Below are 25,247 nucleotides of genomic sequence, written 5' to 3'. Positions count from 1 at the left end.
CCTTAATGTTTAATTTGATGCTTTAAAGCTATTGAGTCGATTTGTTGCTTTGTTAATGCCTTCTTTGATGAGAATTTCCACGCACACAGTGGCTTCATCTAAGGCTTTATCAATCAGTTGCCAATCTGTTGGTGAGGGTTTACCTAGCACATAGGCGGAAACCAGATTTTTATCACCCGGGTGTCCAATCCCCACACGCAGACGATAGAAATTTTTATTATTACCTAGCTGAGCAATGCTATCACGCAAACCGTTATGTCCACCGTGTCCGCCCCCTTGCTTAATTTTGGCAACACCGGGAGGAAGATCAAGCTCATCGTGAATAATCAGCATTTCTTCTGGTTTAATGCGGTAAAAATTGGCTAATGCACTCACCGCTTTACCGCTTAAGTTCATAAAAGTAGTGGGGACGAGAAAACGAATTTCTTCGCCAAAAATCACCGCTCTTGCGGTTTTACCGAAAAATTTACTTTCTTCTTTCAGTTGAAAATTAAATTGACGGGCAAGGCGGTTAATTAACCATTCCCCCGCATTATGGCGAGTTTCGGCATATTTATCCCCCGGGTTAGCCAGCCCAACAATGAGTTTAATTTCTGACATACTTTCTTTAACTGGACAAAAATAGTGGGTTATTGTAGCGAAAAACAGTTATAACGCCAAGACCAATACACCCGCTAAAATTAAAATTGAACCGATAATGAGTTTTAAGCTGATGGCTTCGCCTAATATTACCACCCCTAACACAATGGCGATAACCACGCTAAGTTTATCAATGGGGGCGACCCAAGAGGCGGGAGCAAGCTGTAATGCACGATAATAGCAAAGCCAAGAAAGCCCCGTAGCAACGCCTGATAAAAGTAGGAAAATAAAGGGCTTTGCGGCGATATGTTGGGGGAGTTGCCATTCGTTACGCAGCGTAATAATACCACCAGCCACAACCAATACCACAAGGGTGCGAATGAACGTAGCAAGATTGCTATTTATCCCCTCCACGCCAAGTTTGCCCAAAATGGCGGTGAGTCCGGCGAAAAATGCTGATCCAATGGCGAAAATGACCCAATTCATCGTTTTTCCTTATTTTTTCGTGCGTTTATCACCGCACTTTTGTTTGATATTCGCTATAATAGCAAAGTTTTTTTAGAGAAAAATAGAAATAAAAATGCCAAGAGTTAATCAAAGTGCCTTAGTGCCTTACAGTGCCAAACAAATGTATGATTTGGTGAATAATTATGAACGTTATCCGGAATTTGTGCCGGGCTGTGTGGAAAGCCGAACGTTAAGTCGTGAGCAAAATCAGCTTACCGCAGAATTAGTCATCAGCAAAGCGGGCATTCGTCAGCGTTTTACCACACAAAATACAATGCTGGAAAATCAGCATATTCAAATGCAGTTGGTGGAAGGCCCGTTTAAATTTTTGCAAGGGGAATGGCAGTTTGTGGAAATTGATGAGCAGTGTTGCAAAATTGCCTTAACACTGGAATTTGAATTTTCCAATCCGATTATTGCAATGGCGTTTGGGCAGATTTTTACTCATTTAACCAGCAAAATGATCGATGCGTTTAAGCAGCGTGCCAAGGAGGTTTACGCCTAATGTCTAAATTAAAAATTGAAATTGCTTATGCTTTGCCTGATCGTTATTTTTTGAAAACCTTGCATATGGAACAAGGCACAACCGTGCAAACCGCAATTTTGCAATCAGGTATTTTACATCAGTTTAGCGAAATTGATTTGCGTGAAAATAAAATTGGAATTTTCAGCCGTCCAGCAAAATTAACTGATCTTGTAGAAGACGGGGATCGCATCGAAATTTACCGCCCTTTACTTGCAGATCCCAAAGAAATCCGCCGTAAGCGAGCGGCACAACAGTTACAAGAGCAGCAAGCACAAAAGCAAGCAGAAAAAGAAGCAAAAAAACGTGCAAAACAGTTAGCCCAAGATCAACGATCTGCAAACGAGCAAGAGGAACAAGGCGATGATTAAATTTTGTTTACCTGAACACATTAGCCCAGAACAATTTTTACAAGAATATTGGCAAAAGAAACCGTTATTAATTCGCAACGGTCTTCCACAAATTGTGGGACAGTTTGAGCCACAAGATATTATTGAACTTTCGCAAGGCGAAGAGGTTACCGCGCGCCTAATCAAGCAACATAGCGATGAAAATTGGGCGCTGAAAACCAGCCCTTTATCTGAGCAAGATTTTGCTGATGTACCCGCACAATGGACGGTACTCGTACAAAATATGGAGCAGTGGTCGCCTGAATTGGGACAATTATGGAATGCGTTTGGTTTTATTCCACAGTGGCAACGAGATGATATTATGGTGTCTTATGCACCACAAGGTGGTTCGGTAGGGCGACATTATGATGAATATGACGTGTTCCTTGTGCAAGGGTATGGGCATCGTCGTTGGCAACTCGGTAAATGGTGCGATCCTAGCACAGAATTTAAGCCTAACCAGCCGATCCGTATTTTTGATGATATGGGCGAATTGTTACTTGATGAAGTGCTTGCCCCCGGTGATGTGCTTTATGTGCCTTCCCGTTTATCCCATTATGGTGTGGCGCAAGATGATTGCCTGACGTTTTCTTTCGGCTTACGTTATCCTAATTTAGCGGATATTTTTGAAAATGTGGCAAAAGCCTTTAATCAACCTAGCTTAGAATTAGATCTCAGTGAATTTTTAATTCCTCTCCGTCTTCACCCTGATCAGCAACCAACAGGGTTATTGGCACAGCAAAATATCACCACAATAAAGCAACAGTTCCTTGCTAGCCTTGCACAAAGCCCACAATTTGATGCATTATTCAAACAAGCCTTAGCAAGTACAGTGAGTAGCAGACGCTACGAATTATTACCAACGGAAGGGGAGTACGATCCTGAAGAAGTGCGATCGCTTTTGGAAGAAGGGGGCTTGCTTTCACAAGATAATAATTGCAAATTGCTTTATACCGAACAGCCATTGCGTCTTTATGCCAACGGTGAATGGCTAGATGAACTCAACCCGTTAGAAGCCCAAATTTTAAAACGGTTATCTGATGGAGAAAGCCTGAATTTAGCGGATTTATGCGAGTTAATGCGTGATATGCAAGACAAAGAAAGTGTAATGGAACTCTTGTTAGACAGCCTATGCAACTGGCTTGATGATGGTTGGGTGTTATTGGATTAACTATGGAAAATAGTGCAATTTATTCTGTTTCGCAACTCAATCAGCAGGCTCGCCAATTATTGGAAGGGCAGCTTGGTCTTGTGTGGCTCACAGGCGAAATTTCTAATTTCACTCAACCGGTTTCGGGGCATTGGTATCTCACTCTGAAAGATGAAAATGCTCAAGTGCGTTGTGCAATGTTCCGAATGAAAAATCTGCGTGTCTCATTTCGCCCACAAAATGGTATGCAAGTCCTCGTTAGGGCAAGTGTCAGCCTATATGAGCCACGAGGGGATTATCAGCTTATTATTGACACAATGCAGCCAGCAGGTGAGGGATTACTGCAACAGCAATTTGAAGCCTTAAAAATGAAATTGGCGGCGGAAGGATTGTTTGCCCAAAATCTGAAAAAAAACCTACCGCACTTTAGTCGCAAAGTGGGCGTGGTTACTTCGCCGACAGGGGCAGCATTACAAGATATTTTGCATATTTTACAACGTAGAGATCCTAGTCTAGCGGTGGTGATTTATCCTACTGCCGTTCAAGGTAAAGAAGCCACGGCTGAAATTGTGCAAATGATCGAGCTTGCCAACCGTCGCCAAGAAGTGGATGTATTGATTGTTGGGCGTGGCGGTGGTTCATTAGAAGATTTATGGTGTTTTAATGAAGAAGCCGTAGTGCGAGCAATTTTTAATTCCGTCATTCCTGTGATCAGTGCGGTAGGACACGAAACCGACATAACCATTGCTGATTTTGTTGCAGATGTGCGTGCGCCTACCCCATCGGCGGCGGCAGAATTGGTAAGCCGTGATCAGCAAGAATTATTGCAACAGCTTGGCTATAAACGCCAGCATTTAGAAATGGCGTTAGATCGATGTTTTAATGAAAAACGCCAAGCATTAAATCAGCTCGTGTGGCGTTTGCAAAATCGCCATCCGCAAATTCAGTTTAATCAACAAAAGGCACAGCTAGAACAGCTTGCTTACCGTTTACAGTTTGCAATGCAACGTGAAGTGGAAAAATCGCAACAACAGATTGCCGTGCAACATCAACGTTTGCATTTAGCCATAGCGCGAAACCTTGCTACAAAAAAAGAATATTCACAAGAACTTCGCCAACGTTTGCAACATTGTCATCCACAAACACAGCTCAATCAGCGAAAAGCACACATTCAACAGCTAGGTTATGGCTTAAAACTTGCAATACAAGGTTATTTCACGAAAAAACAACAAAATTTCACCGCACTTAATGAACGGTTGCACAATAATCCATTACCTTATCGCTTGCAAAAGCAGGCTCAACATTTGCAACAATTAAATGTGCGGTTAGCTTTTTCCACGGAAAAACAACTGGCAAACAAACAAGGGCATTTTGCGACGTTGTGCCAACAATTAGACGGATTAAGCCCATTGAAAATTCTTTCCCGTGGTTATTCCATCTCTGAAAACGAACAAGGCATTGCAATTACCCAAAGTCGCCAAGTGAAAGTGGGTGAGCGTGTGAAAACACAGTTAATGAATGGCATAATTTATAGCCGTGTTGAACAAATAGAAAAATAGTCACTTAATTTTGAAAATAAGATAGCGTTGGTTCGCCTTATTTTTGTACGAGTTATGTTGAACCGTATTGCCTTATTCCAACTTTAAACAGAGATAATTCCTGATATCTAAAAAAGATAACAATAATTTTTCTTTTTGAAGAAAACGCCTTCTTTTTTTTAAGATAGATGAAAAAAATAAAAATTTTAAGATTTTTCACGATTTTAGTTGCATTTCGTTTTTTTTTTTTACAATAGGGAGGATTTATCTTGATTTTATTGAGATAAAGCTAAACGAAATATTTTATTCATCTTTGTGGTTAAGGCGACTTAACCACTTTTTTTGTTTTTAAAATGGGCGACTGCATTTACTTTCCCCCTTAAAAAAGTGAAGTGCGGTAAAAAATAGTAAAATTCTCTACCGCACTTTATAAATAAGGAAGGTTTTCTATCGCTATCGCCTTGATGCCTTACTGGCGAGCCAATGGTGTATTGTTATCTTGCTTTATTTGCAAACATAAAAGAATTTCCCTCACTTTAGGGAAAAAAATAAAAATTTTAAAATTTTTCACGATTTTAGTTGCATTTCGTTTTTTTTTTTACAATAGGGAGGATTTATCTTGATTTTATTGAGATAAAGCTAAACGAAATATTTTATTCATCTTTGTGGTTAAGGCGACTTAACCACTTTTTTTTGTTTTTAAAATGGGCGATTGTATTTACTTTCCCCCTTAAAAAAGTGAAGTGCGGTAAAAAATAGTAAAATTTTCTACCGCACTTTATAAATAAGAAAGGTTTTCTATTGCTATCGCGTTGATAGTTTACTAGCGAGCCAATGGTGGTTTTTACCCTGCTTCATTTGGAAACATAAAAGGATTTAATCCACTACGCGAAAGACCTTTTTCTTCCATTTCAATATCAAGATAGATACTTGCCAAATCATCAGCGATGGCTTCGACATAAGGGTCTTTCTCTTGATACATCATTTTCAGATAGCTATGGCAATCGCCGCAGCTTTCGGCTTTAACGGGGGCTGATTCGCTGTCAATTGACCAATAATCTAGTTTTCCCGTGTGATTACAATTGGTGCATTTGCTACGCACGACATTCCATTCACTTTCACATAGGGAGCAATGTACATAACGTAAACCTTGCTCTGAGCCAAAATGCACCACGCTGGCGGTCGGTGAGGCATTACATACTGGGCAAAGATGAAGGTGTTCACCGCTTTCCATTTTGCTATTTTGTGGCAACTGCTGAGCAAGCTGAATCCAATAAAGGGAAAGTGCCGCCCAAATAAAGAGGGCTTTGTCGCTACTGACTTCTGAAAATTGTTGCGCGAGTAATTTGTCAGCAAGCTGTTCAAGCTCGTTGTCGGAGGTTTTTTCTAAATTCTCAATGGTAGCTTGAACGTTTTCGGTTCCATTATTTTTCATTTTATTGAGCAATGCGTGAAATAAGGTTCGCCATTGTGGAGCGCGCTGCCATTGGGTGAGATTAAGTGGAACGCTTGTTTCCGCATTAATTTCAATTTTTTGCGTAACAGGCTGTTCGTTTAGTAGAGCGAGTTGGCAATCTACAATATTTGCCGCGAAGTTAAGGTAATCCGCCATTGGGTGATTTTTCGCCAGAGAACGTAAGCGTTCAGCTCGGCGTTGGTAAAGATTTTTGGGGTTGGAAAATAAGAGAACAGGGTGATGAAAAGAGCTAGCAGCTTGTACAATTTCATCTTTTGGTAGGATTTTGATACTCATAATTTTTCATCAGCTTTTGTCAATAAAGAAAGTGCGGTGTAAATTTGCAAAATTTTGCAAAAAATCACCGCACTTTGCCATCGTTAATTAGTTAGTGTGCTTTTCTTTCGCTTTTTCTGCGGCTTCTTTTTCAAGTTCAGGCAGAATGTCTTCACGGAACCAGCGTGGGTGATGTTTTTTCGCCCAGCGTACCGTTACCCAACCTTCAACCATTCCTCGAATAGAACCTTTCACCCAAAATGCCATATACATATGCACCATAATGCCGGTAAAGAGCATAAAGGCACTGGCAGAGTGGAGTAAAATTGCAATGCGAATTACCGGAATTGGGAAATTATGGGAGAAATATTGTCGCCACATAATAATCCCTGTTGCCAGTAATGTGAACATTGCTAGAATAAGCGTCCAAAACAGCATTTTTTGCCCTAAATTATATTTTCCGTTGTCTGAAACGGCGTGTTCGTTGCCTTTTAAGACTTCTTTAATATTTTTGAGCCATACCCAGTCATTTTTCTCCGGAATGTTATGACGCCAATAAATCAAGCAAAGATTAATAAACGCCACAAACATCACTAAGCCTGTGAATGGGTGGATAAAACGGGCAATTCTTGGATTACCTAAAATTTCCGTTAGCCAAGCAAAATCAGGGAAGAAAAAGGCAAGCCCTGATAAGCCAGTGGTGAAGAAACAAATTACAAGTAGCCAATGGCTTAAACGCGCAGGAAATTTATGGCGAACAACTCGTTGATCGTTGCTGATCTTAAATTTACTCATTTTCGCCTCCTTTCTGGGTTTGATTGTCTTCTGGTCTGACTTCGTCGTGTTCTTCAAGCTCTTCCGTATTTGGCCCTACTGCAAGGTAGTGCGCAATTTCAGAAAGCACTAAGCCGCCCATTGCTACCGCTGCAACTGGTTTCAAGACGTCTTTCCATAATTTCACGCTAACGTCAATGTGTGGATCTTTTGGTAAACCTGAGTAAAGTTCTGGCTTATCGGCGTGATGTAAAACATACATCACGTGTGTGCCACCAACACCTTCAGGATCATAAAGCCCAGCATTTTCGTAACCACGGGATTTGAGATCGGCAATACGGGTTTCTGCATAGTGTTTCATTTCTTCTTTTGTACCGAAATGAATTGCCCCTGTTGGGCAGGTTTTAACACAAGCCGGTTCTTGACCCACGGTTACGCGATCTACGCAAAGTGTACATTTGTACACGCGGTTATCTTCAGGGTTCATTCTTGGAATATTGAATGGACAGCCAGCGATACAGTAGCCACAACCGATACATTTATCTGATTGGAAATCTACAATTCCGTTTGCGTATTGAATTATTGCACCCGGTGAAGGGCAGGATTTTAAACAGCCCGGTTCACTACAGTGCATACAGCCATCTTTACGAATTAGCCATTCTAAACGATCATTTTCTTCAACTTCGTTGAATTTCATCACCGTCCACGCTTTGGCATTGAGATCGATTGGGTTATCGTATGAGCCGATACATTTTTCTGGCTCAGCACGAAGATCATTCCATTCGGAACAGGCCACTTGACAGGCTTTACAGCCAATACAAGTGGTAACATCAATCAGTTTTGCCACTTCAAGCTGATGATCGCGTGCGTGAGGTGGTGGTGTTAATCCCGATGTTGCAGAGGCTTTAATAATATCTTGTGATTGAACATTTCCCATATTATGCCCCCACTTTCTCAATATTTACCAACATACATTTTGATTCTGGGGTTTGTGTATTTGCATCACCTGCACGAATCGTTAGGTTGTTGGCAAAGAAGCCTTTTTTGCTTACCCCTGAGAATCCCCAGTGAATTGGAATACCTACGGTATGCACCGGTTTTCCATCGGCCATTAATGGACGGATACGTTTTGTAACTACGGCGACAGCTTTAATATAGCCACGTTTTGAGCTAACTTTAACGTAATCCCCGTTATTAATGCCTTTCTCTTTTGCGAGTGCTTCACCAATTTCAACAAATTGCTCTGGCTGTGCAATCACATTAAGTAGCACATTTTTTGTCCAGAAGTGGAAATGCTCGGTGAGGCGATAAGTGGTGCCGACATAAGGGAATTCCGCAGAAGTACCAATGTCTGCTTTATCACTTTCTAAGATGCGCGCCACAGGGTTGGAGACCACATTTGGATGCAATGGGTTTGTGCCAATTGGTGTTTCAATCGGTTCATAATGCTCTGGGAACGGGCCATCAGCCATACGTTCACGGACGAATAAACCACTCACCCCTTCTGGTTGCATAATAAATGGTAGGGTAGGACTGTTCGGTGGAGCTGTGCCAAAGTCAGCCACGTCCACATAGTTCCAGTTTTTGCCATTCCATTTAATTAGCTGGCGTTTTGGATTCCAAGGTTTACCGGATAAATCCGCACTTGCACGGTTATAGATAATTCGACGGTTCATCGGCCACGCAAAGCCCCAACCTAGGGTATTACCTAAGTTAGATGGATCTGCGTTATCGCGATTCGCCATTTGGTTCCCTTTTTGTGTCCATTGACCCGTATAAATCCAGCACGCACCAGAGGTGCTACCGTCATCACGCATTTGCGCGAAACTTGATAGTAGATCGCCTTTTTTCAAGATGACATTACCGTTGGCATCAAGCAGATCTTGTAAGGCGTAGCCGTTCATTTCTTTTGCCACTTCTTCTGCTTTTGGCTCAAGTGGGTTGTCATACTGCCAGCTCATTGCCTCAAGGCTATCAAGGGATACGCCACCTTCTTTGTGGTAAAGCTCGATTAATGCCGCTCTTAATTCAGAAAGAATCTCGCCATCACTTTTTGCTTCAAATGGTGGTTCAACAGCTTTCCAGTGCCACTGTAACCAACGCCCAGAGTTAGCGATTGAACCGTGTTCTTCCACGAAACAAGTTGTTGGTAAGCGGAATACTTCGGTTTGAATTTCTTCTGTTTTCACGTCATTAAATTCACCGTAGTTTTTCCAGAATTCAGAGGTATCCGTGATTAACGGATCCATAATCACTAAGTATTTTAACTTACTTAAGGCTTTAATGATTTTGCCTGAATTTGGATAAGAGGCAACAGGGTTCATCCCTTGGCAGAAATAACCATTTACGCGCCCTTGATACATTTCTTCAATGTAACGGAACTGATCCATACCGCCTTTCGGTAATTTTGGTAAATAATGATAGCCAAATTCATTTTCTTTGGTTGCTTTTTCACCAAAGAAGGTTTTGAGCATACTTACCATAAATTTCGGCGTATTTTGCCAGTAATTGACCTGATCTTTCATCATTGTTTTCGGCGTAATACGGTTTAGGAAACTTTCTAAACTGGTATCCGCTTCGGTTGGCAATGGAATATAGCCGGGCAACATATGTGGGAATAAACCTAAATCGGTGATGCCTTGTACATTTGAGTGACCACGCAATGCATTCACGCCTCCACCTGAAACGCCGATGTTACCGAGTAATAGCTGGATCATCGCCATAGTACGAATATTTTGTGAACCCACCGTATGTTGTGTCCAACCTAATGCGTACATAAAGGTTGCCGCTTTGTCAGGCGCAGAGGTTTTCGCAATTTCTTCACAGAATTGTAAGAAACTTTTTTGTGGTGTGCCGGTGATGCGTTCTACCATCTCAGGCGTATAGCGAGAAACGTGATCTTTTAACAGATTAATTACGCAACGCGGGTGTTGTAAGGTGAGATCACGAATTGGCTGACCTTCCGCATCAAATTGATAACGCCAAGTTGAACGATCATATTTACGCGTTTCAGGATCATAACCTGAGAATAAACCGTCTTCAAAGGTGAAGTTTTCATCAACAAGGAAGGCTGCATTCGTATAATGTCTAACGTATTCGTGCTGAATTTGATCTTTTTCTAATAAATAACGAATAACGCCAGATAAAAATGCAATATCTGTACCAGAACGGAGTGGCATATAAATATCGGCAACTGAAGCTGTACGGTTAAAGCGTGGATCAACCACCATTAACTTCGCACCATTTTGTTTTTTTGCTTCAATCGCCCAACGGAACCCAACAGGGTGAGCTTCCGCTGCGTTACCGCCCATTACAATGACTAAATCGGAATTTTTAATATCAACCCAGTGGTTGGTCATCGCACCGCGACCAAATGATGGAGCAAGACTTGCTACCGTTGGTCCGTGTCAGATACTCGCTTGGTTGTCGGTATAAATCATCCCGAGTGAACGAACAAATTTTTGCGTTAAGATACCTGTTTCATTGCTACAAGCCGATCCGGCTAAGAAACCCGCGGTCATCCAACGATTAACAGGGGTACCATTTTCATTGTTTAACACAAAGTTAGCATCGCGGTCTGCTTTCATATGTTTAGCGATACGTTCAATGGCTTCTTCCCAAGATATACGTTTCCACTCCGTTGAGCCTGCTTCACGCACTTCAGGGTATTTCACACGACGAGGGCTGTTTACATAATCTAATGCGCCAGCCCCTTTAGGACAAAGCGCGCCACGGCTCACTGGATGATCGGGGTCACCTTCAATATGATAAAGTTTACCCACGCTATTTTTTGCGCCATCACCTAAGCTGTATAACAACATACCACAGCCTACGGCACAATAGGTGCAGGTATTACGGGTTTCTTTACCGCGTAATAACTTGTATTCGCGAGGTGCTGCTAAAGCGGTTGCTGGGGCAAAGCCCAACATCGCCGCAGACGTCCCTGCCATACCACCTGCACAGATCTTAAAGAACTTTCTTCTTGTGACCTGCATAGAGATGCTCCTTAACCAACAAAATTGTTGTGTTATTGTGTAGTAGATTTGTTTTTATAGATATTCGTTTGGGCTAACTGAATTGTTCACATTTTTTATTTACCAAATAAACAACGGTAAGTCGCACATTTTCACCGATGAAATAATTCAGTTACAGTATAGTTTGTTGTCAAATTGTATTACAATTAGCACAACATAATACTGTGGCTAGGATACGCCTTTTCACACCTAAAATCTATAAGTAATCTTGATTAGAAAGGAAAAATTCTTGAGCTGGATCACAAAATTAACAGTTAATTTTTTCAAAAAATTAACAAATAATAAACATTCTCAACACATACCAATTTGGCAAGAAAAAGAAGAAATACTTGCAATAGAAACCCCTGTCGCCTTGGTTTATAACGGCATTAGCCACACAGTAATGATGTGTTCCCCGCAAGATTTAGTGGATTTTGCCCTTGGGTTTTCCTTAACCGAAGGCATTATCGAAAAGCCCGCGGATATTTATGGAATTGATGTTGAAGAAACCTGCAATGGCATTGAAGTACAGATAGAAATTGCCACACGTTGTTTTGTCGCACTCAAAGCGCGTCGCCGCACCTTAGCCGGGAGAACGGGCTGTGGCATTTGTGGCACAGAACAGCTTGATCAAATTCATAAAAATTTCCCTATTTTACACCGCACTTATGTTTTGGATATTTATCGCCTTGATGATTGTCTGAAAAAATTACATTCAGCCCAACAGCTTGGGCAACAAACAGGCTCAACGCACGCGGCTGCTTTTTTTGATTTACAAGGTAACTTGCTTGCTATTCGGGAAGATGTTGGTCGTCACGTGGCTTTAGACAAATTGCTAGGTTGGCACTCGAAACAGCCAAAGCAACAAGGTTTTGTCTTAATTTCTAGCCGAGCTAGCTATGAAATGGTGCAGAAAGTTGTGAGTGCAGGCATTGAATGCTTAGTTGCTATCTCAGCCGCAACAGCACTTGCTGTACAACAAGCTCAACAAAGCCACCTGACTTTAATTGGTTTTGCCCGAGAGGGCAGGGCGACCGTTTACACTGGTAAAGAGCGGGTGGATTTTGCAGAGAATTGACTTTTAAAGGGAATGACAGAGCCTTGACTCTAACCCTATGTTAAGGTTTATGCTACAACCAAATTTTTACCAGAAGGACAAAATGATGAAAAAAACTGTTTTAGCATTAAGTGATTTATCCTGCCAGCATTGCGTGAAATCTGTACAAAAAACGTTAGATAATATTGCAGGTGTGCAACGTGCAGAGGTGAGTTTGGATAGCGCCGTTGTAGAGGGTGAGGTTGATCCACAAGTGTTGATTGATGCCATTGTTGAAGCAGGTTATCAAGCACGCCTTGCCGATACGCCAGCAAAGTAAGTTCACTACCCGAATCTTCCACAGACATTTCCCCCCCTGATCCTGTGGTAGTGGGCGAGCATCAGGATCAGGTTACGCTTTTACTTGATGGCTTAAGTTGTGCCGCTTGTGTGATGAAAGTACAAAACGCCTTACAAGCTGTGCCACAGGTTGTGCAAGTGCAAGTCAATTTAGCGGAACAAACCGCCTTAGTCAGTGGTAATGCCACGCCACAGTCTCTCGTTACTGCCGTACAACAAGCAGGTTATGGCGCGGAAGTGGTGAATGATGATGCGGTGCGAGCGGAAAAACAGCAATGTAAAACTACGCAAGAAGTGAACCGGCGTAAATGGCAAGGCATTATCGCCCTTGGCTTAGGGGCGATATTAATGCTTTGGGGGTTACTTGGCGGCACAATGAGCGTTAGCCAAAACAATCGTGCCTATTGGTTGGTTGTGGGAGTGCTGGTTTTGCTGATAATGATTGTTACAGGCAAACATTTCTATCAAAAGGCTTGGCAAAATCTCTTTCATCGTACCGCTACAATGGATACCCTTGTAGCATTGGGAACGGGGACGGCTTGGCTTTATTCAATGGTTGTTTGTGTTAAGCCCGATTTTTTCCCGGAGAATGCACGCCATTTATATTTTGAAGCGGCGGCGATGATTATCGGTTTTATCAATTTAGGTAAAATGTTTGAAGCAAAAGCGAAACAACATTCTTCGCAGGCATTGGCACGCTTGCTTGATCTGACGCCTAAAACGGTGCATTTGATGACATCACAAGGCACGCAAGACATTCCCCTTGCGGCGGTGAAAGAAGGAATGTTATTACGCTTGCAAACAGGCGAACGTGTTGCCGTGGATGGAACAGTTACCGAAGGGGAAGGCTGGTTTGATGAAAGTATGCTGACCGGCGAACCTCTCTCAGTGCAAAAGCACGTTGGGGATAAAATTAGTGCTGGCACGCTGATTTCAGATGGCACGGTGATTTATCGCGCAGAACAAATTGGTGAGCAAACGACGCTGGCAAATATCATCAAATTAGTGCGTCAAGCACAGAGTAGCAAACCGAAAATAGGGCAACTTGCCGATAAGATTGCCGGTATTTTTGTCCCGATTGTGATGGGCATTGCGTTACTGGCAGGCTTGATTTGGTATGTTTTCGGACCTGCCCCACAATTTTCTTATAGTTTGGTGATCTTTACTACTGTACTTATCATTGCTTGCCCTTGTGCTTTAGGGTTAGCTACGCCAATGTCGGTTATTTCAGGGATTGGGCGTGCGGCAGAATTAGGGATTTTAGTGCGTGATGCCGATGCCTTACAAAAAGCCGCCTGCGCCGATACGATTGTGTTTGATAAAACAGGCACGCTGACAAAAGGTTCGCCAAAAATCACCGCACTTTATTGTTTTAATGATTATTCAGAAAAACAAGTTAGCCACCTTGCAGCAAGTTTAGAGCAAGGATCAAATCACCCGTTAGCAAAAGGCATTGTGCAGTTTAATGAAGAAAAACAAGGTGAGATCAAACCACTCAACGCCTTTACTACGTTGCAAGGTTTAGGTGTGCGTGGGAAAGTGGAAACATTTGAATTATTACTTGGTAATCAAGCCTTAATGATACAGCAAGGGGTGGATATTCAACCTGCAATGGCGATATGGCAACAGCAAATAGCAAGCGGAGCAACGGTGGTGTTTTTCGCGATAAATCAGCAATTAGCTGGGGTGTTTGTAATAAGCGATCCGCTAAGAGAAGATTCAGTTCAAGCGTTACAACGTTTGCATAAACAAGGTTATTATTTGGTGATGCTTACGGGGGATCAAGAGAAAACAGCCCGTTCTTTGGCACAAGGTACAGCGATTGATAAGGTAATCGCTGGCGTTTTGCCTGCTCAAAAAGCCCATATCATCAAAGCATTACAACAAGAAGGGCGTAAGGTTGTAATGGTCGGGGACGGCATTAATGATGCCCCCGCCCTTGCACAGGCAGATGTGAGTATTGCAATGGGAAGCGGCTCAGATATTGCCATTGAAACCGCAGAATTAACCTTAATGCGACATCATATTTCTGCGGTGGCAGATGCACTTTGTCTTTCTAAAGGCATTTTACGCAATATGAAGCAAAATCTGTTTGGTGCATTTATTTACAACCTCTTAGGCATACCCATTGCGGCTGGTTTGTTGTATCCCTTGTTTGGTATTCTGCTTAACCCAATGATCGGTGGGCTTGCTATGGCGTTATCTTCTATTACTGTGGTGAGTAATGCCAACCGTTTACTTACCTTTAAGGTAGAATAAAAACGGCACATAATGAACTTTATTTTTGTGAATTAGACAAAGAAAAAGCGTATAATTCTGCCATCTTAGGCACACTAAAAGTGCGGTGCTTTTTTTGAATTTTTGAGGCAATGATGACATTACAATTTAACGCAATCGCCTTGCTATTGGTGATTTTGATTTTACTTGGTGTGTTAGGTAACAACAGCTCAATCACCATTTCGGCAACGATTTTGCTATTAATGCAGCAAACCTTTTTAGCCAAATATATCCCCTTTATGGAAAAATATGGTCTAAATATCGGCATTATTATTCTTACTATTGGCGTGCTTAGCCCAATTATTTCAGGCAAAATTCCCTTACCAAGTTTTACTGAACTGTTGAACTGGAAAATGTTTTTAGCCATTGCGGTGGGGGTGCTGGTTGCGTGGTTTGGTGGTCGAGGGGTAAATCTAATGGGCGCACAACCCACCTTGCTCACAGGCTTATTAGTTGGCACGATTTTAGGGGTTGCCTTTGTTGGCGGTATTCCAGTGGGGCCATTGATCGCAGCGGGGATTTTGTCGTTGCTTTTAGGGAAAACGGGGTGAAGATAACTTCTTAAATAAAAAAATTAGCCCCTGTTTTGACAAGGGCTAATTCAAAAATTCGCTAATTTCTCACCGCACTTATATTATCGAAGTGACATTAATTTCGCATCGCATTTTTCATAATACGATCTTTCGCCACTTGCCATTCGCGATCTTTAATATCGTTACGTTTATCCACCTGTTTTTTCCCTTTCGCCACGCCGATTTTAATTTTCGCCCAAGGGCCTTTCCAATAAAGAGAAAGGGCAACAATGGTAAACCCATCACGATTTGCTTTGCCGAATAATGACGCTAATTCTCGTTCTTTTAGCAATAATTTACGAGTACGCGTTGGATCGCACACAATATGCGTTGATGCCACACTTAAGGGCTGAATCGTTGCCCCGAATAGATAGGCTTCACCGTCTTTGAAAATAATATAGCTATCGCTAATATTGGCTTTGCCTGCACGCATTGATTTCACTTCCCAGCCTTGCAAGGAAAGCCCCGCTTCGATTTCATCTTCAATAAAATACTCGTGTCTTGCACGTTTATTTAGGGCAATGGTATTTGATGTTTGTTTTGTTTTTTTCTTTGTCATTTTTATACATTTATTCTGATAAAATTGTCGCCCATTCTACCCAATCTAGGGAAAAATCGCAAAAGCACTTGCGTTGCAAAGCAATCTTTATAACAATGATGCCACAATTTTTGCATTGAGTAAGCATTGATGAAATATAAGAATTTACGCGATTTTTTGCAGCTGTTAGAAGAACAAGGTGAATTAAAACGCATTTCGCAAGAAATCGATCCTTATTTGGAAATGACCGAAATTTCCGACCGCACTTTGCGTGCAGGAGGGCCTGCCTTATTATTTGAAAATCCAAAAGGGTTTGCGATGCCCGTATTGTGTAACTTATTCGGTACGGCAAAGCGTGTGGCGCTTGGAATGGGGCAGAATGATGTGTCAGCGTTGCGTGAGGTGGGCAAATTACTTGCTTTCCTTAAAGAACCAGAACCGCCGAAAGGGTTTAAAGATTTATGGGCAACGTTGCCACAATACAAACAAGTGCTAAATATGCCCGCAAAAGTGCTAAATAAAGCCCCTTGTCAGGATATTGTCCTCCGTGGTGATGAAGTCGATTTATATCGTTTACCAATTATGCAATGTTGGAAGGAAGACGTTGCCCCTCTTATCACTTGGGGATTGACTATCACCAAAGGTCCCAACAAAAAACGACAGAATTTGGGAATTTACCGCCAACAGCTTATCGGCAAGAATAAATTGATTATGCGCTGGCTTTCGCATCGTGGTGGCGCATTAGATTTCCAAGAATGGAAAGAACAACATCCTGATAAGCCTTTTCCAGTGTCTGTGGCATTGGGGGCTGATCCTGCGACAATTTTAGCCGCGGTAACCCCTGTTCCAGATAGCCTGTCTGAATATGCCTTTGCAGGATTATTGCGTGGTAATAAAACCGAAGTGGTGAAATCAGTGAGTAATGATCTTGATGTGCCAGCCAGTGCGGAAATTGTCTTGGAAGGTTATATCGAACCGAATGAAACCGCGTTAGAGGGGCCATACGGCGATCACACGGGATACTATAACGAGCAAGAATATTTCCCTGTGTTTACTGTTACTCACATTACAATGCGGCAAAACCCGATTTATCACTCCACTTATACAGGACGACCACCTGATGAACCAGCGATTTTAGGCGAGGCATTAAATGAAGTGTTTATCCCTATTTTGCAAAAGCAATTTCCTGAAATTGTGGATTTTTATTTACCTCCCGAAGGCTGCTCCTACCGTCTTGCCGTGGTGACAATGAAAAAGCAATACGCAGGACACGCCAAGCGCGTAATGATGGGGGTTTGGTCTTTCTTACGTCAATTTATGTACACCAAGTTTGTCATCGTGTGTGATGATGATATTAATGCAAGAGATTGGAAAGATGTGATCTGGGCGATTACCACTCGCAGCGATCCAGCACGAGATTGCACCATTGTGGAAAATACCCCAATCGATTATTTAGATTTTGCTTCGCCGATTGCCGGACTAGGCTCTAAAATGGGGATTGATGCCACAAATAAATGGGCAGGTGAAACGGATCGCGAGTGGGGAGTACCAATTAAAAAAGATCCTGAAGTGGTCAAGCGAGTGGACGAAATTTGGCAAAGCCTAGGTATTTTCGATTAGTGATTGATTAAGGCTTATTAATTTTTAATAAAACAAAAGTGCGGTGCTTTTTTGAAAAATTTTGTCAAAAAGCACCGCACTTATTTTTCTTTGTTAGATTTTTAATTTCCGCTCTGCTTCTTTGGCTTTTATCAAGAATTGCTTGCGTTCCGCCGTGGACATTTGGCTACTTGTGCCAGGTAGTTTCACGGTGAGGGGATTAACGGGGCGACCATTAATGTGAAATTCATAATGTAAATGAGGCCCAGTAGAACGCCCTGTATTGCCCGATAATGCAATACGCTCACCCCGTTTCACACTTTGTCCCGCTCTGACTAATGGACGGCTTAGGTGCATATAAACGGTTTGGTATTCACGTCCGTGGCGAATCATAATATACCGACCCGCACCATTGGCTTGGTAGGCGACTTTTTCCACAACGCCGTCAGCAGGTGCGATAACCGGGGTACCGATAGCCATTGAGAAATCCACACCGTTATGTGGACGAATTCGTCCTGTAACAGGGTGACGTCTAGCTGGATTAAATGGCGAGGAGACGCGTGCTTGGCGTTGCATTGGATAACGCGCAAACCCTTTACCCAGCGTTTCCCCTTGACGGTTATAATAACGTCCATTGCTAGACTGAATGGCATAATAGCTTTTTCCGCCAGAGCTGATATGGATTGCTTCCACATTGCCTTGCCCAGTGAGTTTGTTATCCAAATATTCACGGGAAACCAATACGGCAAATTTATCCCCTTGTTTGAGTTTTTTCATACTAATTTGCCATTGCAACGCGCTACCTAATTGAGCAATTTGTTTTGAATTCAGTCCTTGAGCTTTTAAGCTGCTAGAAAATGAGCCTTTAATTTGACCTTTTAGTACCTCTTTTTTCCATACACTTTTTTTCTGCAAGATTTGGCGTTTAAATTTGCCTTCAGCAGTACGTTCATAAATACGTTCTTCTTTTTCTGAAACCAGCCAGTTGAGGTATTCTAATTCACCGTCTTTATCTAAAATCCAATAGAATTGTTGCCCTGCTTTAAGATTTTTTAGCTCTGGATAAGCCGTAATAAGAGTTTTGCTCGTTTCATCTTCTAACCCTGATTGTTCTAATACATCTTTCAAGGTATCACCTTTTACGACGGTATAGCTAAATTGATCTTTGATACGAATAGCTTGATCAGCAATATCAAGCAAATCATTGACCGCATTTTTAGCATCTTCCGGTAAATCGGCAAATTCATCTTTTTCATCAAGATTGACTTGTTCTACTTCGTCATCTTTACCTTGCAGATCATCGTCATAAGAGGTGGCTTCATCGCTATTTGATTTTTCTGTGTTTGCAGTATCTGGTTCAGCACTTTGCGAATTTTCGGTGAGATTTTCATTAGCTTGAATATCCTTGAATTCGCTATTCATTTGAGTATCTTGAGTTTCATTGAGCGGCTTGTATTGTACTTCATCAGAAGATACTGCAAGGGGATCGGTTTTTGCATTGTCTTTGACGCTTAATACAATGCCAATGAAAATAGATAATATCGCCAAAAGGAAGACTGCCGCTTTAATTCGCGACTTTCTTTTTCGTCTATCCCTTGCTAGTTTAACGTGTTGCACTATCTATTTCCTTTCATATGTTGATTAAAACTTGCATTCTAGTATGACCCATAAAGTGCCAAAAAATTCCTTAGCACGTGTTGAAAAGGATTTAACTGAATAAATTCTAAGCATCTCAACGAGAAACTTGTTAAATCGAATAAAATGGGCTATTTTAAGCAAATTTTTCATAATGTATAGAGATAAAATGCAGATTCACGCCATTAAACAGCCATTAATTGAGTTAAAACACATTAATGTGCAATTTGAACAACGAAATGTTTTACAAAACATTAACTTATCTCTTTATGCTGATTCTGTTCTTACTATTGTAGGTCCGAACGGGGGAGGTAAATCCACCTTGCTGAAAGTGTTGCTTAAATTAATTAAGCCAAGTTCAGGAAAAGTGATTTATCACAACAATGTGCGTATCGGTTATGTGCCTCAGAAAATTCATCTTGATCATAGTTTGCCCATAACAGTAGAAAAATTTCTTTCTCTTAAACAGGGAACAACCAAGCAAAGTATTCAAGAAACGCTTGATTTACTTTCTATTTCTCATTTACGACAGAACGCGATGCAGAAATTATCTGGTGGCGAAATGCAACGTGTTTTGTTGGCAAGGGCTATTCTGACTAAGCCTAATCTCTTAGTGCTTGATGAACCAACGCAAGGTGTGGACATTTCAGGTCAAGCCGAATTGTATCAATTAATCCATAAAATGCGGCAAAAATTAAATTGTGCGATTTTAATGGTATCGCACGATCTGCATATTGTGATGGCAGATACCAATGAAGTGTTGTGTATTAATCAGCATATTTGCTGTGCAGGAACACCTGAAATTGTTTCAAACGATCCAACATTTAGGCATTATTTTGGCAACCAATTTTCACAAAATATTGCGCTTTATACACACCACCATAACCATAAACATAACCTACACGGTGAGGTGTGTTGTGGTAAAAATTTTCAGTTAGCGCAATGCACGCATAAAACGCAGAATTAAGGAACATCAATGCTTGAAATTTTACTTCCAGCTTGGCTAACAGGTATTTTGTTATCTTTTATTACCGCACCATTAGGGGCATTTGTTGTATGGCGCAGAATGGCTTATTTTGGCGATACGCTTTCTCATTCTGCCTTGCTTGGTGTGGCAATTGGTATCTTTTTACATCTTGACCCTTATTTAGCCATTTTAATTATCACGTTAATTTTAGCCATCGGAATGGTATGGTTAGAAAGCCGAACTCAATTCTCGGTCGATACCTTGCTTGGGATCATTGCGCATAGTTGCCTTTCTCTAGGCGTCGTCACAGTGGGGCTGCTACAAAATGTTAGAGTGGATTTAATGAATTACCTATTCGGAGATCTCCTCGCCATTAGCTATGAAGATCTTTACCTTATCGCCATTGGGGTACTCGTGGTCGTTGGCTGTTTATGCTATTACTGGAAACCGTTACTTTCCACCACTGTTAGCCCAGAACTTGCCCAAGTCGAAGGTATTAACATTCGTAAAATGCGTTTTGTCTTGATGATTCTCACCGCCTTAACTATTGCGTTAAGTATGAAATTTGTTGGTGCTTTAATTATTACTTCACTTTTGATTATTCCAGCCGCTACCGCACGCCGTTTTGCTCGCACCCCAGAAGCGATGGTGGCTATCGGCGTGCTTATTAGCATTCTCGCTGTATCTTTGGGCTTAATGCTCTCCGCTTTCTACAACACCGCCGCTGGTCCTTCAGTGGTCATTAGTGCCACTTTTTTATTCTTGCTTTCTTTATTTAAGAGAGAAAATGGTTAAAAAACAGACCGCACTTTTGTATTGCTAAAACGGAAGTGTGGTCAAAATCACGTTTATTTGTTCCTTGCAAAGCTAACAGGTCAATAGAGCAAAAAAATTTCCACCTCCCCCCCTTGAAATTTATTTTCTTGCCAAAATTTATTAGCCATCAGAACATTGGACTGAAAAGATCAAAAATTTTCACCGCACTTTAATTTGGTTGTGAAGAGAAAAATGCAAAAAAATTAAAATGTGCCACTTGAAATCATCAAAGTAAGCCCAATTTAATCAAGCGTAAACGAATTTAATCGAATTTTATTAGGAGAAAACATATTATGGGAAAAATTATTGGTATTGACTTAGGTACGACAAACTCTTGTGTGGCAGTAATGGAAGGGGATAAACCTCGTGTCATTGAAAATGCAGAAGGTGATCGCACAACCCCGTCAATTATTGCGTATACAAATGATGGTGAAACATTAGTAGGTCAACCAGCAAAACGTCAAGCAGTAACAAATCCAAAAAATACATTATTTGCAATTAAACGTTTAATTGGTCGTCGTTTTGAAGATCAAGAAGTACAACGTGATGTAAGCATTATGCCATTTAGCATTGTGAAAGCGGATAATGGTGATGCGTGGGTGGAAGTAAAAGATGAAAAAATGGCACCACCGCAAATTTCTGCCGAAGTATTGAAAAAAATGAAGAAAACCGCAGAGGATTTCTTAGGTGAGCCAGTAACAGAAGCGGTAATTACTGTACCTGCTTACTTTAACGATGCACAACGCCAAGCAACCAAAGATGCGGGTCGTATTGCAGGTTTAGATGTAAAACGTATTATTAATGAACCAACAGCAGCCGCATTAGCTTACGGTTTAGACAAAGGTAAAGGTAACCACACGATTGCAGTGTATGACTTAGGGGGCGGTACATTCGACTTATCTATTATCGAAATTGATGAAGTCGATGGAGAAAAAACCTTTGAAGTATTAGCAACCAATGGTGATACTCACTTAGGTGGTGAAGACTTCGATAATCGTGTCATTAATTACTTAGTGGATGAATTTAAGAAAGAGCAAGGTGTTGATTTACGCAACGACCCACTTGCAATGCAACGTTTGAAAGAAGCGGCTGAAAAAGCAAAAATTGAGCTTTCTTCTGCACAACAAACTGATGTGAACTTACCTTACATCACAGCAGATGCAACTGGTCCTAAACATTTAAACATTAAATTGACGCGTGCAAAATTAGAAGCATTAGTTGAAGATTTAGTGGCGCGTTCGTTAGAACCAGTAAAAGTGGCGCTTAAAGATGCGGGATTAAGCGTATCAGAGGTTGATGATGTCATCTTAGTAGGTGGTCAAACACGTATGCCATTAGTACAACAAAAAGTGGCAGAGTTCTTTGGCAAAGAACCTCGTAAAGATGTCAATCCTGATGAAGCAGTAGCTATTGGTGCGGCTGTGCAAGGTGGTGTATTAGCCGGTGATGTGAAAGACGTCTTGTTATTAGACGTAACCCCTCTTTCACTCGGTATCGAAACAATGGGGGGGGTAATGACGACCCTAATTGAGAAAAACACAACGATTCCAACGAAGAAATCCCAAGTGTTCTCAACCGCAGAAGATAACCAAAGTGCAGTAACCATTCACGTGTTACAAGGTGAACGTAAACAAGCTTCTGCAAACAAATCATTAGGTCAATTTAACCTTGAAGGCATTAACCCAGCACCACGTGGTATGCCACAAATTGAAGTAACCTTTGATATTGATGCGGATGGTATTATCCACGTTTCAGCAAAAGATAAAGGTACAGGTAAAGAACAGCAAATTACCATTAAGGCTTCATCTGGTTTAAGTGAAGATGAAATTCAACAAATGGTTCGTGATGCCGAAGCAAATGCAGATGCTGACCGTAAATTTGAAGAGTTAGTGCAAGCCCGTAACCAAGCTGATCACCTAGTTCATAGCACACGCAAACAATTAGGCGAAGTTGGCGATCAATTATCTGCCGATGACAAAGCCCAAATTGAAAACGCCGTGAACGAACTTGAAATGGCAGCGAAAGGTGAAGACAAAGCTGACATTGAAGCGAAAATTCAAGCACTTGTACAAGCTTCACAAAAATTAATGCAAGCGACAGCACAACAAGCACAAGCTGGTGAACAGCCACAGCAAAACAGCAATGATGATGTGGTAGATGCTGAATTTGAAGAAGTGAAAGATAATAAATAATTCACATTCAACAATAATCCAAAGGGCATAGCGATATGCCCTTTTAGCGTATAAAAAATAGGATAAAAATGGCAAAACGAGATTATTATGAAGTACTTGGCGTTGAGCGTGGTGCTGATGAAAAAGCGATTAAAAAAGCCTACAAACGCCTTGCAATGAAATTACACCCTGATCGTAATCAAGGGGATAAAGACGCTGCAGAAAAATTTAAAGAAGTGCAAGAAGCCTATGAAATTTTAGGTGATCAAGAAAAACGTGCCGCTTATGATCAATACGGACATCAAGCCTTTGAACAAGGTGGATTTGGCGGTGCTGGCGGTGGTTTCGGAGGCTTTAGCGGTGCTGATTTCAGTGATATTTTTGGCGATATGTTCGGCGATATTTTCGGTGGCGGACGTGGTCGTCAGCAGCGTGTTGTACGTGGTGAAGATTTACGCTATGACATTGAAATTAGCCTAGAAGAAGCAGTAAAAGGAACGAAAAAAGATATTCGTATCAACACACTTGCAGAATGTGATCACTGTCACGGTACAGGGGCAGAAAAAGATTCTAAAGTGGAAACCTGTCCAACTTGCCACGGTGCTGGACGCGTAAGACGCCAACAAGGATTTTTCGTAACGGAACAAGTATGCCCAACCTGTCATGGTACAGGGAAGAAAATTGAAAAACCTTGTAAAAAATGCCACGGTGAAGGACGTGTTCAGAAACAGAAGAACCTGTCAGTGAATATTCCAGCAGGCGTAGATACAGGAAATCAATTACGTTTAGCCGGTGAAGGCGCTGCAGGCGAATTTGGCGCACCTGCGGGGGATTTATATGTTGTTATCCACGTTAAACCGCATCATATTTTTGAACGTGATGGTAATAATTTATACTGTGAAGTACCAATCAGTTTTACAATGGCGGCCTTAGGTGGAGAAATTGACGTACCAACATTAGATGGACGCTTAAAAGTAAAAATTCCTGCTGAGACACAAACAGGCAAATTATTACGCTTACGTGGTAAGGGAATTGCTTCGCCACGCAATGGTTATACGGGCGATTTAATTTGCAAAGTTATTGTAGAAACCCCCGTTAAATTGAATGAAGAACAAAAAGAACTATTAAGAAAATTAGAAGCAAGTCTGGAAGGTGGAAAAAAACACCGCCCAAAATCATCTAGTTTCTTAGATGGTGTAAAAAAATTCTTTGATAATTTAGGTAAATAGCTTGTTAAATTCGCTGAGATAGTGAATTAAAACAGGATTATTTGAACTAAACCAGCCTTTAAATTAAAAACGATCGCATTTTATCAAGTGCGGTCGTTTTTTTGTATTTTTTGTGATAACGATCACGATTGTGTTTGAAATGAACTATTGCATAATAACTGTAAATACTATAGAATTTGCCCGTTTTTGCTTTAGATAAAGCAAGTGAAATTTCGTTCTTCTGCATTGCAGAAAATTGTTTTAATTATATAGAGGAATAAGATTATTAAAACCGTAAAAAAAGCACCAACAACAAATCGCCCTAATCGCATTAATGAAGAAATTCGGGCGAAGGAAGTTCGCTTGATTGACCAAGATGGTGAGCAAGCAGGAATTGTCAGTCTGCAAGAGGCTTTAAATAAAGCGGAAGAAGTAAATCTCGATCTCGTGGAAATCAGCCCAAATGCTGAGCCACCCGTTTGCCGTATTATGAATTACGGTAAATTCCTTTATGAAAAAGGTAAAGCAGCGAAAGAGCAGAAGAAAAAGCAAAAAGTTGTACAAGTGAAGGAAATTAAATTCCGTCCGGGTACTGATGAAGGGGATTACCAAGTTAAATTACGCAGTATCTTACGTTTCTTAGAAGATGGTGATAAAGTAAAAATTACAGTTCGTTTCCGCGGTCGTGAAATGGCTCACCAAGATATTGGATTAAATGTGCTAGAGCGTGTTAAGCAAGATACCTCAGAAATTGCAATGATTGAGTCAGCCCCGGGGAAACTAGAAGGTCGCCAAGCTGTAATGGTAATTGCACCGAAGAAAAAATAATTTTATTTCTTGCCTAAAACGGATGGATCTTATAG

22 protein-coding genes are annotated in these 25,247 nt (G+C 41.3%); 14 read left to right on the top strand and 8 right to left on the bottom strand.

From position 1 onward, the window contains the following. Window positions 1-9 precede the first annotated feature (9 nt). Both pth and L5B90_RS02920 read right to left on the bottom strand, forming a co-directional pair. Window positions 10-600 (bottom strand): aminoacyl-tRNA hydrolase, encoded by a 591-nt coding sequence (gene pth / locus L5B90_RS02925; RefSeq protein ID WP_250350551.1) that lies wholly within the window; start codon window positions 598-600, stop codon window positions 10-12. A 48-nt stretch (window positions 601-648) separates the two neighbouring features. Continuing rightward, on the bottom strand, window positions 649-1,065 hold the full coding sequence (locus tag L5B90_RS02920) for an EamA family transporter (RefSeq protein WP_250350550.1): 417 nt from the start codon (window positions 1,063-1,065) through the stop codon (window positions 649-651). Between the two features lie 94 nt (window positions 1,066-1,159). Here L5B90_RS02920 and L5B90_RS02915 point away from each other — a divergent pair, with 94 nt between their 5' ends. The 4 genes from L5B90_RS02915 to xseA are packed head-to-tail and all read left to right on the top strand — an operon-like array spanning window position 1,160 to window position 4,707. Continuing rightward, entirely contained in the window at window positions 1,160-1,591 is a 432-nt protein-coding gene (locus tag L5B90_RS02915; protein ID WP_265762098.1) for a type II toxin-antitoxin system RatA family toxin, read from the top strand. After that, window positions 1,591-1,980, top strand: a complete 390-nt coding sequence (locus tag L5B90_RS02910) for an RnfH family protein (RefSeq protein WP_250350548.1) — start codon at window positions 1,591-1,593, stop codon at window positions 1,978-1,980. Before L5B90_RS02915 ends, L5B90_RS02910 begins: the two co-directional genes overlap by 1 nt. Then, entirely contained in the window at window positions 1,973-3,169 is a 1,197-nt protein-coding gene (locus L5B90_RS02905) for a ribosomal protein uL16 3-hydroxylase (RefSeq protein WP_265762097.1), read from the top strand. The genes L5B90_RS02910 and L5B90_RS02905 overlap by 8 nt, the downstream gene beginning before the upstream one ends. A gap of 2 nt (window positions 3,170-3,171) precedes the next feature. Next, window positions 3,172-4,707 carry an exodeoxyribonuclease VII large subunit gene (gene xseA, locus L5B90_RS02900; RefSeq protein WP_265762096.1) on the top strand — a complete coding sequence of 512 codons (1,536 nt, stop codon included), beginning with the start codon at window positions 3,172-3,174 and terminating at the stop codon, window positions 4,705-4,707. Between the two features lie 823 nt (window positions 4,708-5,530). Here the strand turns inward: xseA and fdhE are convergent. The 4 genes from fdhE to fdnG all read right to left on the bottom strand — a co-directional run bounded on the left by fdhE (window position 5,531) and on the right by fdnG (window position 11,187). Continuing rightward, window positions 5,531-6,439, bottom strand: coding sequence for a formate dehydrogenase accessory protein FdhE (gene fdhE / locus L5B90_RS02895; protein ID WP_265762095.1), 909 nt, complete (start codon window positions 6,437-6,439; stop codon window positions 5,531-5,533). An 87-nt stretch (window positions 6,440-6,526) separates the two neighbouring features. After that, window positions 6,527-7,213 carry a formate dehydrogenase subunit gamma gene (locus tag L5B90_RS02890; RefSeq protein ID WP_250350544.1) on the bottom strand — a complete coding sequence of 229 codons (687 nt, stop codon included), beginning with the start codon at window positions 7,211-7,213 and terminating at the stop codon, window positions 6,527-6,529. Next, on the bottom strand, window positions 7,206-8,129 hold the full coding sequence (fdxH, locus tag L5B90_RS02885; protein WP_265762094.1) for a formate dehydrogenase subunit beta: 924 nt from the start codon (window positions 8,127-8,129) through the stop codon (window positions 7,206-7,208). Before fdxH ends, L5B90_RS02890 begins: the two co-directional genes overlap by 8 nt. A 1-nt stretch (window position 8,130) precedes the next feature. Then, the gene (gene fdnG / locus L5B90_RS02880; RefSeq protein WP_250350542.1) at window positions 8,131-11,187 is read right to left on the bottom strand and encodes a formate dehydrogenase-N subunit alpha; all 3,057 of its coding nucleotides are present in this window, start codon (window positions 11,185-11,187) and stop codon (window positions 8,131-8,133) included. Window positions 11,188-11,455: 268 nt separating this feature from the next. Between fdnG and fdhD the strand changes: the two genes are divergently transcribed. From fdhD to L5B90_RS02860, 4 genes are all read left to right on the top strand, one after another. Further along, entirely contained in the window at window positions 11,456-12,283 is an 828-nt protein-coding gene (gene fdhD, locus L5B90_RS02875; protein WP_265762092.1) for a formate dehydrogenase accessory sulfurtransferase FdhD, read from the top strand. Window positions 12,284-12,365: 82 nt separating this feature from the next. After that, window positions 12,366-12,581 (top strand): cation transporter, encoded by a 216-nt coding sequence (locus tag L5B90_RS02870; RefSeq protein WP_265762091.1) that lies wholly within the window; start codon window positions 12,366-12,368, stop codon window positions 12,579-12,581. A 113-nt stretch (window positions 12,582-12,694) separates the two neighbouring features. Beyond that, the gene (locus tag L5B90_RS02865) at window positions 12,695-14,860 is read left to right on the top strand and encodes a copper-translocating P-type ATPase (RefSeq protein WP_265762541.1); all 2,166 of its coding nucleotides are present in this window, start codon (window positions 12,695-12,697) and stop codon (window positions 14,858-14,860) included. Window positions 14,861-14,973: 113 nt separating this feature from the next. Continuing rightward, on the top strand, window positions 14,974-15,429 hold the full coding sequence (locus tag L5B90_RS02860) for a DUF441 domain-containing protein (protein ID WP_265762540.1): 456 nt from the start codon (window positions 14,974-14,976) through the stop codon (window positions 15,427-15,429). 97 nt (window positions 15,430-15,526) lie between these two features. Here L5B90_RS02860 and smpB read toward each other — a convergent pair whose 3' ends face one another. Then, window positions 15,527-16,009 (bottom strand): SsrA-binding protein SmpB, encoded by a 483-nt coding sequence (gene smpB, locus L5B90_RS02855; protein WP_250350539.1) that lies wholly within the window; start codon window positions 16,007-16,009, stop codon window positions 15,527-15,529. A gap of 129 nt (window positions 16,010-16,138) precedes the next feature. Here smpB and ubiD point away from each other — a divergent pair, with 129 nt between their 5' ends. Further along, window positions 16,139-17,608 (top strand): 4-hydroxy-3-polyprenylbenzoate decarboxylase, encoded by a 1,470-nt coding sequence (gene ubiD / locus L5B90_RS02850; RefSeq protein ID WP_265762090.1) that lies wholly within the window; start codon window positions 16,139-16,141, stop codon window positions 17,606-17,608. 93 nt (window positions 17,609-17,701) lie between these two features. On the opposite strand, the gene mepM is transcribed toward ubiD, so the two are convergent. After that, entirely contained in the window at window positions 17,702-19,204 is a 1,503-nt protein-coding gene (gene mepM, locus L5B90_RS02845) for a murein DD-endopeptidase MepM (RefSeq protein WP_265762089.1), read from the bottom strand. A gap of 187 nt (window positions 19,205-19,391) precedes the next feature. Between mepM and znuC the strand changes: the two genes are divergently transcribed. From znuC to infC, 5 genes are all read left to right on the top strand, one after another. Next, a complete protein-coding gene (znuC, locus tag L5B90_RS02840; RefSeq protein ID WP_250364551.1) occupies window positions 19,392-20,189 on the top strand; it encodes a zinc ABC transporter ATP-binding protein ZnuC in 798 nt (265 codons plus the stop codon). 9 nt (window positions 20,190-20,198) lie between these two features. Further along, the gene (gene znuB / locus L5B90_RS02835) at window positions 20,199-20,984 is read left to right on the top strand and encodes a zinc ABC transporter permease subunit ZnuB (protein ID WP_265762088.1); all 786 of its coding nucleotides are present in this window, start codon (window positions 20,199-20,201) and stop codon (window positions 20,982-20,984) included. A 314-nt stretch (window positions 20,985-21,298) separates the two neighbouring features. Next, complete coding sequence (dnaK, locus tag L5B90_RS02830) at window positions 21,299-23,197, top strand: molecular chaperone DnaK (RefSeq protein WP_265762087.1); 1,899 nt, start codon at window positions 21,299-21,301, stop codon at window positions 23,195-23,197. Window positions 23,198-23,265: 68 nt separating this feature from the next. Continuing rightward, complete coding sequence (gene dnaJ / locus L5B90_RS02825) at window positions 23,266-24,405, top strand: molecular chaperone DnaJ (RefSeq protein WP_103853100.1); 1,140 nt, start codon at window positions 23,266-23,268, stop codon at window positions 24,403-24,405. A gap of 261 nt (window positions 24,406-24,666) precedes the next feature. After that, window positions 24,667-25,212 carry a translation initiation factor IF-3 gene (gene infC, locus L5B90_RS02820; protein WP_440582635.1) on the top strand — a complete coding sequence of 182 codons (546 nt, stop codon included), beginning with the start codon at window positions 24,667-24,669 and terminating at the stop codon, window positions 25,210-25,212. Window positions 25,213-25,247: the final 35 nt, after the last annotated feature.

The sequence above is a fragment of the Avibacterium sp. 20-129 genome (genome assembly GCF_026226845.1).
Classification (GTDB): Bacteria; Pseudomonadota; Gammaproteobacteria; order Enterobacterales; family Pasteurellaceae; genus Avibacterium.
The sequence above is the reverse complement of the archived record's forward strand: the minus strand, read 5'-3'. Positions and strand labels throughout refer to the sequence as shown.